General features: G+C 38.5%; 16 protein-coding genes and 1 pseudogene. 4 read left to right on the top strand and 13 right to left on the bottom strand.

From position 1 onward, the window contains the following. Positions 1-121 precede the first annotated feature (121 nt). On the bottom strand, positions 122-1,579 hold the full coding sequence (locus tag M3183_RS05930; protein WP_251467543.1) for a CoA-acylating methylmalonate-semialdehyde dehydrogenase: 1,458 nt from the start codon (positions 1,577-1,579) through the stop codon (positions 122-124). 223 nt (positions 1,580-1,802) lie between these two features. On the opposite strand from M3183_RS05930, the gene M3183_RS05925 reads away from it, so the two are divergent. Both M3183_RS05925 and menA read left to right on the top strand, forming a co-directional pair. Continuing rightward, positions 1,803-2,303, top strand: coding sequence for a hypothetical protein (locus M3183_RS05925; protein ID WP_251467541.1), 501 nt, complete (start codon positions 1,803-1,805; stop codon positions 2,301-2,303). A gap of 19 nt (positions 2,304-2,322) precedes the next feature. Continuing rightward, the gene (gene menA / locus M3183_RS05920; RefSeq protein WP_251467539.1) at positions 2,323-3,243 is read left to right on the top strand and encodes a 1,4-dihydroxy-2-naphthoate octaprenyltransferase; all 921 of its coding nucleotides are present in this window, start codon (positions 2,323-2,325) and stop codon (positions 3,241-3,243) included. A 37-nt stretch (positions 3,244-3,280) separates the two neighbouring features. Here the strand turns inward: menA and M3183_RS05915 are convergent, their stop codons facing one another. The 8 genes from M3183_RS05915 to M3183_RS05880 all read right to left on the bottom strand — a co-directional run bounded on the left by M3183_RS05915 (position 3,281) and on the right by M3183_RS05880 (position 9,354). Further along, positions 3,281-3,871 carry a class I SAM-dependent methyltransferase gene (locus M3183_RS05915; protein ID WP_251467855.1) on the bottom strand — a complete coding sequence of 197 codons (591 nt, stop codon included), beginning with the start codon at positions 3,869-3,871 and terminating at the stop codon, positions 3,281-3,283. Between the two features lie 117 nt (positions 3,872-3,988). Beyond that, positions 3,989-4,336, bottom strand: a complete 348-nt coding sequence (locus M3183_RS05910) for a hypothetical protein (protein ID WP_251467537.1) — start codon at positions 4,334-4,336, stop codon at positions 3,989-3,991. A 92-nt stretch (positions 4,337-4,428) separates the two neighbouring features. Continuing rightward, entirely contained in the window at positions 4,429-5,169 is a 741-nt protein-coding gene (locus M3183_RS05905; protein WP_251467534.1) for a hypothetical protein, read from the bottom strand. 233 nt (positions 5,170-5,402) lie between these two features. Beyond that, positions 5,403-6,119: an MOSC domain-containing protein gene (locus M3183_RS05900; RefSeq protein WP_251467532.1), complete on the bottom strand. Its 717-nt coding sequence runs from the start codon at positions 6,117-6,119 to the stop codon at positions 5,403-5,405. Between the two features lie 83 nt (positions 6,120-6,202). Continuing rightward, a complete protein-coding gene (locus M3183_RS05895) occupies positions 6,203-7,156 on the bottom strand; it encodes a ribose-phosphate diphosphokinase (protein ID WP_251467530.1) in 954 nt (317 codons plus the stop codon). Between the two features lie 383 nt (positions 7,157-7,539). Then, entirely contained in the window at positions 7,540-8,343 is an 804-nt protein-coding gene (locus M3183_RS05890; protein WP_251467527.1) for an RQC domain-containing protein, read from the bottom strand. Between the two features lie 52 nt (positions 8,344-8,395). Beyond that, a complete protein-coding gene (locus M3183_RS05885; protein ID WP_251467524.1) occupies positions 8,396-8,887 on the bottom strand; it encodes a hypothetical protein in 492 nt (163 codons plus the stop codon). Positions 8,888-8,907: 20 nt separating this feature from the next. Continuing rightward, positions 8,908-9,354 (bottom strand): GNAT family N-acetyltransferase, encoded by a 447-nt coding sequence (locus M3183_RS05880; RefSeq protein ID WP_251467521.1) that lies wholly within the window; start codon positions 9,352-9,354, stop codon positions 8,908-8,910. 156 nt (positions 9,355-9,510) lie between these two features. Between M3183_RS05880 and M3183_RS05875 the strand changes: the two are divergent. Next, positions 9,511-10,655: pseudogene (locus M3183_RS05875) on the top strand (SLC13 family permease). A 46-nt stretch (positions 10,656-10,701) separates the two neighbouring features. On the opposite strand, the gene M3183_RS05870 reads toward M3183_RS05875, so the two are convergent. Further along, positions 10,702-11,199 (bottom strand): DUF2269 family protein, encoded by a 498-nt coding sequence (locus tag M3183_RS05870; RefSeq protein ID WP_251467518.1) that lies wholly within the window; start codon positions 11,197-11,199, stop codon positions 10,702-10,704. A 241-nt stretch (positions 11,200-11,440) separates the two neighbouring features. Here M3183_RS05870 and M3183_RS05865 point away from each other — a divergent pair, with 241 nt between their 5' ends. Then, a complete protein-coding gene (locus tag M3183_RS05865) occupies positions 11,441-13,063 on the top strand; it encodes a PTS sugar transporter (RefSeq protein WP_251467517.1) in 1,623 nt (540 codons plus the stop codon). Between the two features lie 78 nt (positions 13,064-13,141). Here the strand turns inward: M3183_RS05865 and M3183_RS05860 are convergent, their stop codons facing one another. The 3 genes from M3183_RS05860 to glnA all read right to left on the bottom strand — a co-directional run bounded on the left by M3183_RS05860 (position 13,142) and on the right by glnA (position 17,290). Further along, positions 13,142-13,909: an NAD-dependent protein deacylase gene (locus tag M3183_RS05860; protein ID WP_251467516.1), complete on the bottom strand. Its 768-nt coding sequence runs from the start codon at positions 13,907-13,909 to the stop codon at positions 13,142-13,144. 144 nt (positions 13,910-14,053) lie between these two features. Beyond that, on the bottom strand, positions 14,054-15,904 hold the full coding sequence (asnB, locus tag M3183_RS05855) for an asparagine synthase (glutamine-hydrolyzing) (RefSeq protein ID WP_251467853.1): 1,851 nt from the start codon (positions 15,902-15,904) through the stop codon (positions 14,054-14,056). Positions 15,905-15,952: 48 nt separating this feature from the next. Next, a complete protein-coding gene (gene glnA, locus M3183_RS05850) occupies positions 15,953-17,290 on the bottom strand; it encodes a type I glutamate--ammonia ligase (RefSeq protein ID WP_251467515.1) in 1,338 nt (445 codons plus the stop codon). Positions 17,291-17,294: the final 4 nt, after the last annotated feature.

Genomic DNA, 17,294 nt, shown 5'->3' with positions numbered 1-17,294 from the left:
ACATGACAACCGTCCCTATTTTTAATTATATTAATCTCCCATTTATTTAGAACTAGATAGAAAATACCAGAACCCTTCATGCCATTGGTTCTGATATTGTTTCAGACAATCAAATTTTGATTCACCAGCGTGCTGTGAGCATTTTCCGTCTTGTGTAGAATTCAACACCATCTCTTCCGTTTGCATGAAGGTCACCGTAAAAGGAGTTTTTCCAGCCTGAGAATGGGAAGAAGGCCATTGGAGCCGGAACTCCTATATTGACGCCCAGCATACCGACTTCAATGTTTTCCCTAAAATATCGGACAGCACTTCCACTTTGGGTGAATAGGCATGAACCATTACCGAAATCTGATTGATTTGTTAACTTCACAGCTTCTTCAAGAGTTTCCACCCGGACAATGGAAAGGACGGGTGCAAAAATTTCTTCCTTCCATATTCTCATCGAAGGCTGCACATGATCAAAGATGGTTGGACCGATGAAATATCCATTTTCATGATTGGCTTCATCTTTACGTCCATCCCGCACCAAAGCTGCTCCTTCCTTTTCACCAATTTCAATATATTGTGCCGTTTTCTTTTTATGTTCTTCTCGAATTACAGGTCCTAAAAAGACGTTTTCATCCATTCCATTACCAATGATTAATTCATCCGCCCTTTCCTTCAACTGTTGAATCAGCGGTTCTGCGACATCACCAACTGCTGCCACAACAGAGCAGGCCATGCATCGTTCCCCTGCAGAGCCATATGCAGCAGCGATGATTTCCTTTACTGCCGTACTTAAGTCTGCATCTGGCATGACAATCGTATGGTTTTTCGCTCCAGCTAATGCTTGAACCCGTTTGCCATTTGCGGCTGCTGTTTTATAAACATACTCGGCAACCGGCTGGGAACCAACAAAGGAAATCGCGGATACATCAGAATGATCCAAAAGCCCATTGACGACATCATGTCCGCCGTGAACAATATTCAGCACACCATCTGGCAACCCCGCTTCTTTAAATAACTCGGCAAGACGGTTGGCTAATATTGGTGTTTTTTCAGATGGTTTTAACACAAAGGTGTTTCCACAGGCAATAGCAAGCGGGAACATCCAGCATGGAACCATCATCGGGAAGTTAAACGGTGTAATACCTCCTACCACTCCTACGGGATAACGATACATTCCCGATTCCATATCTGTTGCAATATCAGGAAGCTGATTACCCATCATTAATGTTGGGGCACCTGAAGCAAATTCAACACATTCGATACCACGCTGTACTTCACCATAGGCTTCTTTATAACTTTTTCCATTTTCTTGGGTGATCAGTTTTGCCAGCTCATCCCAATGTTCAACTAGTAATTGCTGATATTTAAATAGAATCCGTGCACGTTTCGGAACGGGTGTAATTTTCCAACTTTTAAAGGCTTCCTTTGCGGCGTGAACAGCTATATCAAGATCTTCCCGGGTTGACATGGGCACCAGTGCAAGTTCCTCTCCCGTAGCAGGGTTTGGCACTGCAGCAAATCTTTCTGTTACTGCCTCCCTCCATTCACCGTTAATAAAATTCTTTAATACGTTTACCGTTGTTGTCGTCACTGTAAAAATCCCCCTTCAAGATGAAATAGTTTATAAGTTTCATTCTATCAGATATCCAGAAGAGTCAGAAAGTTCAAATTTACTATATTTGGGATAATAAAATTTTTTTGTTACTGCAAAAACTGGCATTTCTATTGCAGAAATTGACTTATATCAATGTAATGAATCCACTAATTTTTATAAAATGAATTTGATTTTAAGGGAATAAAAGTAGGTGGTTTAGTTGGCCTGGCACATTCATCAGCTTGTAACGGGAATTCATATCTTCCTGGCTATTATTTGGGTTGGAGGTATTTTGTTTGTCGGCTGGGGAGTGTATCCCGCCGTGAAATCATTACAATTTGCAGACCAGAGGCAGTTCCTTACTTCGATGATGAGAAAAACTCATTGGCTGTTTACTCTAGCTGGTGCCGGGGTCATTACAACAGGGGTGCTTCTTGGAACTTGGCTTGGTCCAATCCATCATTGGAACGATATCTTGAATACCTATTATGGGAATATTTGGGTGACAGCGTTTTTTATTGCCATTATGACATTGTTATGGGGCATTTTTACTGGTTACCGGCAAACCATGAAAATGCTGTCCGATAAACTTCTTTGGGAGCAGGCGGAACAAGGTAATCCAAAACCGCTGAAGAACAAGATGATATCCATTACAGCCCTTGAATTCATTGAAGTGATCGGATTTATGGTGATGATAGTCTGTATGATATTACTTGGATAGGCCTCCAGGAGGGATAAACATGGCTATGTATATTGAGAAATCAGTCAAAGAAACTTTTAATCATAAGCAGTTTTCTTATCGTTTTTCCTGGATTCACCTTACACGTCCTATGACATTTACTGGAACCATCAGTCCAATCTTGGCTGGTACGGCTTTGGCAGCAAATAAAGAGTCCATTCATTTGGGGAATTTCATAGGACTGCTGATTGCCTCCTTATTAGTTCAGTCCAGCGCCAATATGTTGAACGATTATTATGATTTTAAAAATGGTCAGGACTTGAATAAATGGATAATTCGGGATGAAAAAGATACCCGCCCGAGTTTTGAAAGGATCCCGCTGGTCATCATTTTGGCTCTCCTGTTTGCTTGCATCATTGGTTTATGGCTGGCAAGCAGAAGCAGTTATTGGATTATTTTTGTCGGAATTCTAGGAATTACCTTCGGATTCCTCTATTCCGGCGGACCACGCCCTTTATCATCCATCGGATTGGGTGAACTAACCGCGGCCGTTTTTCTGGGGTTTGTTCCTTCGTTTCTTGGGTATATAGTTCAAACCGGGATGATTGACATGAAAATCTTTGTGGCAGCCATTCCATATGCATCGTTAATTTCATCCATGATTTTGACAAATAATATACGAGATTTAAATAAAGACCAAATGTTTCGGCATACATTGGCGATGATGCTTGGCCGGATTCATGCTTCAAGACTTGTAACAGCATTTATTTTTGGGCCTTATTTGTGGGTGTTTGGATTAATCCTGCTGCAAATTGTATCTTGGAGTACAATAATGATTCTCATCGCCCTTCCGTTTGCCTTAAAATTAAAATGGTCATTAAGGCCGGCGGCTTCACAGGAAGATAAAATCAATGCCATGAAGCTGGCAGCTTTTCATCACTGGACCTTTGGAATTCTATTTGCTATTGGTATTTGGCTATAATACATCGGTCAGGTTCCATTGTGGCGGAACCTGACATTCATTTGTTTACGGCATCAATATATAGAAATAAATCGCCAAAGTATTTTTGCACTTTATTTATCGTAATTCCTTCCGACTTTAATAAACCTATTGTATCTCTATTCAAACAACAGCCATCACAAATTTTTTTCCAGGCCGGTGTGAGCATTTCCTGGAGTCCGCCCAAAAAAGGATTTTCCATTTTCACATGTTCAAAAAGAAGGATTTTCCCGCCGGGCTTGCACACCCGTTGGATTTCCATTATAGCTTGTTCGGGATTTGGTATCGTGCAAAACACCAATGTGGCAACAACCGTATCAAACGTGTTGTCTTCAAATGGCAGCTTTTCCGCATTCGCTTGGATAACTTCAATCGGGACAACCGCTTGCATTTTTCGCGGTAAAGAATGCTCAATCATATCCCCGCTTGGCTCTATCGCCGTTACTTTATCTGCATTCTGATAAAACGGAAAATTGACACCTGTTCCCGAGCCAATCTCCAAGACATTACCTGCTGCCTTTAATAAAAGTTCATTTCGAATCTGTTTGAATTTCCTTTTTTCTAATGGATTCATAAAAAAGTCATACCATTTGGCAAATGAACGGCCCATCATCTTCAGCTCCAGCATATTCGTGTTTCATTTTGTATTTTAACTTCCAGGTCCTATTTTACCATAGAAAAGACAGCGGGAAGTCTTATCTTAATTAGTAAATGGCGACCGAAAAATTTATCTTGTAAATGGTTTGCTAAGCTGATTTAAAGTATAAATTCTAGCCGTAAAAAGAAATAAATCACTGTGGTGGTTTTTGACATATTCTTCAATAATGTTCATACCTTCTCTAAATTGATTAACCAAATAAAAGGTGTATTTTTCATCCCAATCAAATTGATTGATTCTATGAAGTTCGTCCGCAATTATTTGAAACTTGAAATCTTCCATAATTAGTTTAATTTGATATACCTTATCTGGATTTAAAAGTATACTATTTTTATTTTCATGTTTTTTATAGACAAATTTTATAAAACTATTAATATGATCCGCCAGCATATTCGCCTTTTGCATCTCGATGTTCACTTTCCTCACTCCTCTATTATCGAAGATCATGCCATCCTATGGAAAGTGTATGTTTCTTGGGAATGTATCATGAAAATAATTCTAGGAAGGATTTATGTAGCAGGAGACGCCTCTTTATTAAGGATCATTTTTTCAATTTGAAGCATGACAGAAAGGACATGAAGAAAGGTTTCGTGTTCACCGGCGTTCTTTGAATATTTATGATGGTGATAATGAAAACAACTGGCGATTGCTTCTCTGGATTTATAGTCAAAGTGGTAGAAGTCGACAATCGGAAAGTATAATCCCCCGCCCAACGGCATAAGCATGCCCATCGCGAGTTCTCCTCTTTTAGGCGGAACTGCTTTTGGATCAAAAACCATTACCTCAAGCGTAGTATGTGTCAAAATATCAACAGCAATAAAAGTGCGATTATTATATTTATGACCGATAAAATAAAATTTTGGCACCATTTTCATACATTCCCTAAGCCAAGCAGCAATAAAGGGCTGATTTTTCATTGTGAAAAAATGATCGGTCAGGTAATCTTCCATACAGCTTCTATAGGGATACTGACTAGCCTCATAAAATAATTTCCACCAAAATAAATGATGCAGCAGGGCTTCCTTTTTTTCCGTTCTTGAGCAAAGATCATCAATAAATTCCTTCAATAATAATAGATTTTCATCATCATAATATTGTTCTAGAGCATATGCCATAAAATCGCTGAAAACCTGATCAACCATCATCCCGCGCAACTCTTCAGATACAGGATAATCTAACCGGAATTTCTTGCTGTTAATATCTGATTGAACGAAATCAATCACTTTTTCTTTCGTTTCAACTTTTTCCATAAAAACAACACCTTTCAAATATTAAAATATATGTAGTATGTGATGAAACATAGATACCAAAAGGGAAAGTTAAATTGTAAATGATAATAAAGGGTGAAAATTGAGGTGAAAAAGAAGATAGAATAATTATACCATTAAATCGAATATTTCGACAAAAATCTTTTTCGTTTTCACAAAATTGTCAAAAAATTAGGAAGCAATAAATGCTTCCTAATTGGTACAGTTTCAATGAGTCAGTCAATTAAGTATACTTTATCGCCAACTGCTGCCAGGCCTGTTTTTTGAACAGACGCATAGACGCCAAAGTGTAGATTCATTTTTTCATATACTTTTTTCAATATGGATAGATCGCATACCAATGTATCAGGGTCGAGAGTAATCATGACACAACGTTCACAGAATTGATCCACCTGCAGCTCGACATCTCCAATTCGCAATCGTTTTCCAACCCAGCCGTTTTCGTCTACAGCATCTTCATTCAATGATACGATGAAATTTGCTCTGAAGCGACGCGGGTCCAATTTACCGCCCCATAGCCGCTCAAGTTTGCGCAGGGTAGCATCTGTAATAATCAGGATACTAGCTGTATCTACTGACATTAATTCAGGGGTCACCGGGTGAGGTGCCTGCAAACTTGTCATGGAAATTTTTTTAGGAGTATATTTTTGAATTTCCTCTAATAAGGCATCATCCCAGCTGAAATTTCGCCCATCTGGTGAAACAACTTTTACTCCATCATTCATTAGTTTTGCTTGGTAAGAAAGCATGATTGGAAGCTTTCTGGCTGTGATAAAACGATCCCATCCAGTCTTTTCTTCATCATAGAATGCACAAAAACGGTCACCATACAGCCCATATGGTTCAATTTTAGTCAATTCCAATTTTTCACCGGCAAAAGATTTCACCGGATAACGGGTAATCCCGCTAATTTCCCCAACTTGTACAGACAATGCTTTTCCTCCCCCTATTGTCGATTTAAAAAATAGGGCCAGCTCCAGAAATGATGCAGAAAACCTGGAACTAACCCGATTGATTATTCAAATAAAGGACTTACCGCTTTTTCATTATGTATACGGTTGATTGCCTCAGAAAATAACGGAGCAACAGACAATACCGTAATTTTAGAAGGTATTTTTTCCGCTTCGTGCTTAATGGTGTTGGTCACCACAAATTCCTTAATGGCTGATGAGTTAATTCGCTCAATTGCAGGTCCTGAAAATACTGGATGTGTGCAGCATGCATAAACTGCTTTTGCCCCTTCTTCGATTAAAGCGCTTGCACCTGACGTGATCGTTCCTGCTGTATCGGCTAAATCATCGACAATAATGGCATTTTTCCCTTGAATATTTCCAATGATATGCATAATAGCAGACTCATCATGTTCAGGACGACGCCTGTCGATCAAAGCGATTGGTGCATGTAAAAGGCTGGCTAATTTGCGGGCCCTAACCACACCGCCATTATGGGGAGCCACAATGACAATATCCTCCAAATCCTTTTTCTCGAAATATTCAGCAAGAATCGGAATACCTGATAAATGATCGACCGGTATATCAAAAAAACCTTGAGCCTGCGGTGCATGGAAATCGACGGTCAGAATTCTTGTTACACCTGATTTCTCCATGAGGTTTGCAATCAACTTTGCTGTAATAGGTTCCCTGGATCTTGCTTTCCGATCCTGGCGGGCATAGCTGTAATAAGGAACGACAACCGTAATTTCCTTAGCAGATGCCCGTTTCAAAGCATCGACCATTATTAATAGCTCCATAATATGTTCATTGGTTGGGGCAGAAGTGGATTGCACGACGAAAACTTCACTGCCACGAACACTTTCTTCGATATTTATTTGAATTTCCCCATCGCTAAATTGTGTAACAGAGCATTTCCCGAGCTCGCAGCCCAATAGCTCAGCCATTTCTTCAGCCAGTTCACGATTTGAATTCAATGAAAACATTTTAAAATTCTTTTTCAGATTGTAAGACACCATTTCTCCCCCACGCTAGTGATTTTTGTACTTTTACCTATTTTCTTATTTTACATGAAATGAAGATAACGGGACACCTTTTGATGAAAATTTATTCATGATTATTGTGCATAAAATTGGTTGAGGATAAATGGTGTATTAGGTTCTGTTATGGGTGTTTTTTTATATCCTAAAAAGATTGTTTTTTCAGTATCAGTCACGCAGCCCCTTTCTACTTTACCGAACGGCTTAGCTTTTTTTAGATTCGGTCACGTAGCCCCTTTCTACTTTACTTAACAAAAAAATAAAAACCATCTAAGTTGGATTTTCCAAGTTCAACTTAGGTGGTTAACATCATCAAATAGTGAGTTTTCCTGACAGCCAAGCATTTCATAACCGACATTTTATTAATCAATCACCCTTGCGACTTCTTGACCACATGTTTTGCATGTTCCATGAAGGACTATTCCATATTTGGTTTCTTGGATAGTATACTTTTCGATTTGGACGACATCTAGACAATTACCACACCATACGTTTCGTTCTAATTGTTTCCGGGTTTCCTCTGGAATGGACAGCCACTTTTTATAGGCAGAAAAAGAAACGGTCTCCTCTTCTTGTTTATCAGGTCCCTGTTCCACTTGTTCCAATATCTCTATCACTTCATCTATTCTATTCCTAAGCTTTTTATATTCAATTTCTTTCCAGCCTTTAAGAATGAGGATGAAATTTTTATTTCCCGAAGCCGCTATTTTATCTAATAAAAGTAAAATCAGGTCACGGTTTCGGTCTTTTAATGTTTCAACCATTTCATATTCCTCATTTATGGCTGCAGTCAAAAGCTGCTCAAAAAGTTCTTCGGCATATGTTTCACGTTCAATGTTCCAGCCTTTTTCTGTAAAAACCAGCAGCGGGACTTGATAGTCATATTCAATCGATAAAAAGTGATTCAAAATCATCCAATCAATCTTGGCAAGAATCTCCTTCTGTGTAGTCCCTTTAAAAGCACCATAAACAGGACTATGATCCAATTCCAGCTCCAGCAGCTTCTTATCCTTTGATCCAGCAAGAATTTTTGTTAGCATTGAACGGCCGCTGGTCATAATTAATTCATCCGCACCCCGTAGGATGATTTTAATTTCGTCATCTGATAATGATTTAATCCCCATCGGATCAAGTTCATATTTCACTCTATTTATTTTTTTACCCATGTTAGTCACCCTCTATTACACGCCATTCATAATCAGTATAGCCGGGAATTTTTTATTTTTTCCAATACTCATTAATAAATTCCTTAAAAAGTTCATTTAACACCGGTTTTTTTTGTTTCACCAGCCATTCAGCCTGATCAATCGGGAGCTTTAGTTTTAACTTCACCACTTCTTCTGGCATTTCCACTTTCCTGATTTCTTCTAATGTAATGCCTTCTTCAAGGTTCGAGGACCATGCTTCATTTTCATTAACTACATCCAAATCACCGTATTCATGGCTGTCCTCCAGTTCAACGTATAAATTTAACTGCGGCAATCCACCTTGCAGACTGTTTACATGCATAATCGCATCAATGACTCTGCCATCATCTAATTCTATTTCAACAATTAGATTATCCAAATCTTTATACCTTTTCACAACCACTTCACTTACAATGATATCCAACTGCAGGGAAAAACCTTCTGTAGATTCATAGATATAGATTACACCATTAAATATGTATAATTTTTCACCATCAATTTTTACTGATCTTACTTCAGCCATAAAACCGTCTCCATGCTTTATTAAAAATTCAGCTCTAACCATTCATCTATTTCTGTAAAACCAAACTTCTTATATACCGGCCTGCCTAATTTGGATGCACCCAGCCAAATTTTTGTTATGCCGGCTTCCTTTGTTTCATCTACTAGTTTTGACAGCAGCTTCGTGGCAATTCCTTGTCCGCGGAAGTTTTCTTTCGTAAACATATTTGTTATATAAGCCTTTTTCCCGCTTTTATTTGTGTAAGAAGGCGGAAAATCATAAAAAATAACAGCACCGCAAGCAATAATTTCTTGATTTTCTTCTACGAGCCATTGAATGAATGAACCCTCGTTTAATTTTTTTTGAAAAAAATAATAAAGTTCCGCGTCAATGTCACTATTTTGATCTATCCCTTCATCAACCAATTGTTTTTTCCTCAAATCAATTAAAAGTTCAATATCATTCATCGTTGCTTTACGATAATTCATTTCCTTGCACTCCTATAACGTAATCATATCAATCATTTTACCACGCCATCAAACATGTATCATAAAAAATCTACTTTTTAATTTATTGATTGACAACCAATGGTTTTGATTCTAATGTAAACTATGTTTTTTAATTATGGAATAGTGGTGGTCATTATGCAGGATTCTATTATGATGCAAAATAAAAGAAGAACCTATTTTGGCTTTTTAAAAAAGGATATTGTTTTCACCATTTCGTTAACATTGGCCATTGTCAGCTGTTTTTATCAGCAGCCAAAGCTCGAGTATGTTAATTTTAAAGTCATTATTAGTTTGTTCAATCTGTTGATTGCGATTAAAGCCTTTGAGGAACTGAAGGTGTTGGACAAATTTGCGATTGTCATTTTAAACAGATGTAAAACTAGTAAATTCGTTTCTGCTATCCTCATTTCTTTCTGCTTTTTCAGCTCGATGTTCGTTACGAATGATGTGGCATTGCTTACTTTTGTCCCGCTGGCTATTGTCATCAGTAAGAAGACTAAAATGAATATGACGAAAACAATCATTCTTCAGACCATTGCTGCCAATTTGGGAAGCAGTTTAACACCCATGGGGAATCCGCAAAATTTGTTTATTTATTCTTATTACGGACTAAAACCGGTTCCTTTTTTTCATCCATCCTCTTATTGGCTGGGCTTGGAATTATCTTATTATCTTTTTTCATTTATAGACTCCATAAAGTAGATCTAAATGTAACTTTAACTCTTATACAAATTCATGATCGAAAACAAATCGCTGTTTGGGGATTGGATTTAGCCATTATTATTTTGTCTATTATTGGAATGATAAGCTGGCACATGGCCTTTATGGTCACCATGGCAGCTGTATTGATTTTTAATATTTCATTATTGAAAAAAGTAGATTATCTGCTGCTGTTAACTTTTATTTGTTTTTTTGTTTTTATTGGGAATCTTTCAAGTTCGGACCTGGTCCAAACGTTTGCGAGTAAAAGCTTAAATGACGCTGTCTCAGTTTATTTTGGTTCGATTTTCGTCAGCCAGGTGATTAGTAATGTCCCTGCATCCATCCTCCTTTCGCACTTTACCACGGAGTGGAAAGCATTATTGCTTGGAGTTAATATCGGAGGTCTCGGAACCATCATTGCTTCTATGGCAAGTGTCATTTCTTACAAACTATTTATTCAATCAAATCCAAAGGAAGGTAGAACTTATTTAAAACATTTCACCGTCTATAACTTCTTCTGTTTAGTCTTTTTATCTTTGGCCCAGTTTGCTATCTTTAAACTATTAAAATTCATTTAAAAAGCGTGGTTGATTTCATTCAGCCACGCTTTTCTAGCTATTTCGTTTACTGTTTTTTCTTTTTCCACGGTTTTAAATAGGAAATAATAAAGATAAAAATGGTTACGGCAACTTGAAAATATACTGCAAATTGTCTTATTTCATGATTTTGGATAAAGACCGGATTATTTAATGCTAGTTCTTTTTGAGTTTCCAGTAATTCCATATTAGCCACCATCAACCTGTCGATGACAAAAATTCCAACAATGGTTTGAATGATATAAAGAATAAATTTTACACCAACCCATCTATGTTTAAAAAATCCCCAATTTGTAAAAAATCCATATGTCAATCCTATCAATAAAGTGCCAATTGCTCCCCATCTGACAATATTATCACTAATGATAACAATATTTTTGTATCCCTGATAGGACTCATCATATTTAGTTAAATCAAGATGAAGATTTAATGCCAATGAACTCAAGATCCCTCCAAAAAATAATACAACGAGAAAAACGTGGATAATTTTTAACCATTTCATCCTCTTAGGTCCTATTTCTTTCATTTTTGTTCCCCCAATAGATAATCTTTCAATGAAAGTCGTTTTTTCGACAACTTCTATTATAATAGGGTGTTTTTCATTTATTCATGAGCCGCAGTCTGAAATCTCTCTACTTCTGGGGTCCGATTTTTGACGAAGGACTACTTTTTCGCGATTTTTGGGAATTTTCCCAATATAATAGTTTAATAAATTAAAGTTTTACATTATTATTGAAATAAAAAGAAATATAAAGGGGGATATACGGATGGAGGATTTCTCAGAGAAAAAGAAGATTGCCATACTTGGAAGCAGCGGAGGAAATTTATTTTTCTTAGGAGGAAAAGATCCTAAAAAATTACTGGAGGAACTGCTTTTACAGATTGGTGCAGCCAATATGGTTTGTTCATCACTGCAGTTTATTGCGGCAGAAGCTTCCATGGACTCGATTAAAGACAGTACAATGGCAAAATTATTTAGCTGGGATGAGACAGCACGAAAGCCCACAGTAATAAAAGAGGGAACTATTACCGAGGTGAATGAGGCTGCTGCTCAGCTTGATAAAGTAATAGCATCTAAGATTACAAATGGTGAAGTTGATGCACTTATTTTCATGAGTGCTGATCCTAATGGTACAAATAAGTCTGCAGTCGAAGCGGCAGCAGAAAAACAATTGCCTGCAACAGGTACCGGCGGCACTTCCATGGCGACGATCAGTTCAAAAGGAGTGAACGTCATTTCAACTTCCGGAACTACCGGAACAACTAATCGAACCAGAGCAGTTACTTTTCTTACATCTTTAAGTAAACATTTTGGTGTATCCTATCGGCCTATCATTGGGAAGACGATTAAAACCAGTCAATTGGAGGAGTCAGTTTCTCCATTTAAACGTATTAACCTCCGAGGGATGATGCTATCCTCCCTGCCCGGATTTATTGCCATGGCTCTTATCTTAGCTTTGAGTAAAATACCTGGACTTTCCGGACTTAATGATGTTTTTGATTTGATGATCAATGCGTTGCCGGTCATTCTAGCAGTTGTTGCAGCTAAGCAGGTGGCAGATCTTGATGATGTCTCAATTGTTGCGGGAATTGTGGCTGGGGTTTTATCGGTTAAGGGTGGAATTATTGGAGGAATTATCGGCGGGATTGCTGCCGGTTTATTGGTTCAGTACATATTCAGAAAATGTGTGGAATGGCGTTTTCCAGCAACAACCGTTAATATTGCCGCCGGTGGAATTGCAGGCCTGATCTCCGGGTTAGCTGTCTTTTTTCTTATCGCACCTGTTGCCTTATGGCTTGGCGGGGGAATTCGTACATTAATCGATTTCCTTGTTTCAACAAATGGTGTCTTAGCCGGCTTAATTGCTGGCTTGTTAATCTGGCCGGCCATCATTGGCGGCGTCTATCATGCAGCTATTCTCCCAATAGTCCTTTTGGAAATGGAGAAAACAGGAAACAGCTTTTTAGGGGCAGTCGATATGGTGGGACTTGTGATGGTTTCTGCAGGTATCACGCTTGCTAATATCGTTTCACCACGAGACAAAGGGGAAGCTGCAGTTGCTGCACCGGGATTTGCCATCAATATGGGTTTTGGAACATTCGTAGAAGCTGCCTATCCGTTTATGTTCTCTAATAAGTTTATCTTTGCAGGAGCCATCCTTTCATCTGGAATAGGCGGATTGCTGGTTGGGCTATTCAATGTCCGTGGAACGGCCTATGTCCCATCCTTCATGGCTCCGCTGTTATCAAATAATGCAACCGGCTTTATCATTGCTATGGCCGGAAGTTTAATTTGTTCTTTCCTTATTACACTTTCTATTAATAGGATTGTCAGAAAAAAAGGAAAAGGTGCCGGAACTGAGCAGAAATCGAAGGAAATTGCTGGTTAAAAAAATGCCGACTCTGATTTGTACATGTATCAGAGTCGGCATTTTTACTCTTTTTTAATGGATTCAGGTATCCTAACACTAACTTAACTCCCTATCGATTTGAGTTAAGATTTTCCCAATAGATTCATGCATAACATAAGTCCCTGCCAATGAATCGTAAGGGGTTTCGTCTCTATTAATAATAATCATTGGGTCGTTTTGGCTTCTATACTGTGGAAAAGTTGAAAATGGAGTTACTTTCAGGCTCGTTCCCAACACTAAAAGACAATCTGCATGTTTTATGAGTTGTAGAATAGATTGAAATCCCTTTTTTGTAAACCATTCACCCGCGTCTCCAAACAAAACGACATCCGGTTTGATATACCTATTCCTCTCCCTTTTTGTTTCACAATGGTCACAGATATAAAAATCATGCATCGTTTGAATGCGCTCTTCCATTTCTTCAGCAGGATAGATTTTACCGCAATTTAAACAAGACGCCGTTTTCATTGTGCCATGGAATTCAATGACATGTCTGCTGCCAGCCTTTTGGTGCAGACCATCAATATTTTGAGTAATAATATGCTGTACTCTGCCTTGTTCCTCCCATTTTGCTAAAATTTTATGACCTTGATTTGGCTTTGCATCAGGATGATATAAATTCTCCATAGCAAATTGATAAAATTCAACGGGATGCTGATAAAAATAATCAAGAGAGAGTATGTATTCCGGTGCCATTTTGTACACACCGGTTTTGGAGCGGAAATCCTTGATTCCTGATTCGGTGCTGATTCCTGCACCTGTCAGTACAATGATATTCTTTGCCTTCCTTATAAGGCTGGTACAGATATCAAAGCTGGTGTTCATCCATAAAACACTCCTCATTTAAATGCTAATAATAGTTTAACCTATGAGCATCCTCTGAAAGACAAAATTTGTATGATTATTTTTTTAAAAAAATCAGCTCCTCCTTTCGAAGGAACTGACCCAAAATCTATAGGATATCAAGTTTTAATTGTCAATGATATTTATCTGATAATGTTCCAGCCAGACATTTGTTTGTATGAAATATGCCATTAGCTGCGGGCCGGTCATAAGCTGGCCAAACCATGGTGTTTTGAATGAAGAACCATCCGAATCGATAATTTCCTGGAGTTTTTGTTTTGACACTAATTCTAGTAGTGGCGAGGTTTTATTTTGAAGGATATTGCTTAGTTGGTTTTTTACAAGTTTCATGTATTCAGGGTGGTGAGTTTTCGGGTATGGGCTTTTTTTGCGATAAAGCACATCATTTGGAAGAACCCCTTCCATGGCCTTACGCAAAATTCCTTTCTCACGCCCGTTTAACATTTTCATCTCCCAAGGAATATTCCAAACATATTCCACAAGACGGTGGTCGGCAAAGGGGACGCGCACTTCCAGACTTGCTCCCATGCTCATTCGATCCTTTCGTTCCAGTAATGTCGTCATAAACCAAATCATATTGAGATAAAATAATTCCCGGCGTCGTTCTTCTATTGGAGATTCTCCGTCAAGTCTAGGAACTTCCTGAATTGTTTCCTGATATCGACCATCCACATATTCCTCTAGATTCAGTTTCTTTTGCCATTGTGGATGCAGCAGATGCTGTCTTTCTTCCACCGATTTCATCCAAGGAAATCCCTTCCTAAGCAGCAATTCTTCACGATAAAACCATGGATATCCGCCAAAAATTTCATCCGCACATTCACCGGACAATGCAACCGTAAACTCCTTTTTTATACGCTCGCTGAACCATAATAGTGAGGAATCCACATCCGCCATTCCTGGTAAATCTCTCACCAAAACTGCATCTTCCAAAAATTGTGCAAGCAGCTTATTATCGATAATTTCAGAATGATGGACAGACCCTAAATATTGCTGCATTTTTTGAATCCAAGGTGTATCTTGATCAGGTTGAAATGAACTGGCCTTGAAAAATTCATCGTTGCGGTCATAATCAATCGAATACGTATGGAGTGTTCCGCGGCCTTCCTTTTTAAAATAATTACTTGCATAGGAACTGATGGCACTGGAATCAATACCGCCTGACAAAAAGGTACAAACAGGAACATCAGCAACCAATTGTCTTTCCACCGCATCTTTTACAAGTTCCCTTACCTGCTCCACTGATTCCGCTAATGTTTGCTCATGCTGCTTGCTTTTTACATTCCAATACCTTCTAACCCTTATACCGTTTTGGTCATAACTTAAGACATGTGCAGGCCTTAATTCCTTAATTCCGCGAAATACACCATGACCTGGAGTGTGGGAAGGGCCGAGTCCTAAGACCTCCTGCAGCCCTTCTCTATCCACCTCATGCTTTACTTCAGGATGGGCAAGAATCGCCTTTAATTCAGACCCGAATAAAAGTGATCCTCCCCCTTCTTTGTAAAAGAGCGGTTTAACCCCAAGGCGGTCTCTTGCCATAAATAATTTTTTTTCATGTGGATCCCATATGGCAAAAGCAAAAATGCCATTTAAATATTCTACACATTGTTCGCCCCATTCAATATAGGAAGTTAACAATACTTCTGTATCAGAATGGGAACGAAACTGATGTCCTCTTTTCAGCAATTCTTTGCGAATTTCTTCTGTATTATATAGCTCACCATTGTAAACCATTGTATAGCTTTGCCCATTCCTTGTTTTAGTCATGGGCTGCGTACCTCCGGCAGGGTCGACAACAATTAACCGTGTATGACCAAGTAATGCGTGCCGTGAACTCCAGACATTTGAGGCGTCCGGTCCTCTTCTGCTTAAAGTTTCCGCCATTTTTTTTACGATGAATACCTGCTTCATTAAGTCCTGGTGCCAATCAACCCAACCTGTAATTCCACACATCATTCATCACTCTTCCCTATTTTAAATTTTTACGATCCTAAATCCTGCCTAATATTGGGTCATGTAATGATCTCTCTCCCATGGATGGACAATGGTTCTAAATAAATCCCATTCAATTTCTTTTGCTTCAACAAAATGTTGAAATAAATGTGGTCCCAAAGCGTTTATGATCACTTCATCCTGTTTTAAATTTTCTAATGCAAGAGATAGGTTTGCCGGTAGATCAATGATTCCATTTTCCAGACGTTCTTCCTTAGACATTTCATAAATATTTCGGTCTATAGAAGGCGGTGGGGTTAATTTATTCTTAATTCCATCCAGCCCGGCAGCAAGCAGCACGGCCATTGCTAAATATGGATTTGCGGATGGATCTACACTGCGCACTTCTACACGTGTGCCCATTCCGCGTGAAGCAGGAATTCGAATCAGCGGACTTCTGTTTCTTCCGGACCAAGCCACATAACAAGGGGCCTCATATCCTGGAACCAAACGTTTGTATGAATTTACTGTCGGGTTGGTAACCGCCGTAAAATTAGGAACATGTGCCATAATTCCTGCAATAAAATGCATAGCTGTTTCGCTAAGCTCCAGATCGCCATTCTTATCATAAAAAACATTTTCACCATACTTGAATAAAGATAGGTTGCAATGCATGCCAGATCCGTTAATTCCAAACAATGGTTTTGGCATAAAAGTAGCATGAAGTCCATGCTTTCTAGCAATGGTTTTAACAATCAGTTTAAACGTTTGAATGTCGTCACATGATTTCACTGCATTTTGATATTTAAAATCAATTTCATGCTGGCCGGGAGCCACTTCATGGTGTGATGCTTCTATTTCAAAGCCCATCTCCTCAAGCTCCAGCACAATATCACGGCGGCAATTTTCACCTAGATCGGTTGGAGCTAAATCAAAGTAACCGCCTTGATCATTTAGTTCCATAGTTGGTTCCTTTTTATCGTCTAATTTAAATAAGAAGAATTCCGGTTCTGGGCCAACATTAAATTCGTTAAAGCCTATTTCCTCCATTTCCTTTAAAAGACGCTTTAAATTGGTACGCGGGTCTCCTTCAAACGGTGTACCGTCAGGATGGTAAATATCACATATGAAACGGGCAACTTTCCCTTTTTCAGCTGTCCATGGAAATATAACGAAGGTGTCAAGATCTGGATATAAATACATGTCAGATTCCTCGATGCGGACAAACCCTTCAATAGAAGAACCATCAAACATCATTTTATTATCCAATGCCTTTGATAATTGACTGATTGGGATCTCGACATTTTTAATAACTCCAAATAAATCAGTAAACTGCAACCGGATGAAACGAACATTCTGTTCTGCAACGATTTCCATTATTTTTTCTTTTGTATAGGAATTAGCCATGAAT

The sequence above is a fragment of the Neobacillus mesonae genome, from assembly GCF_023715155.1.
In the GTDB taxonomy this organism is placed as follows: Bacteria; Bacillota; Bacilli; order Bacillales; family Cytobacillaceae; genus Neobacillus; species Neobacillus mesonae_A.
The sequence above is the reverse complement of the archived record's forward strand: the minus strand, read 5'-3'. Positions and strand labels throughout refer to the sequence as shown.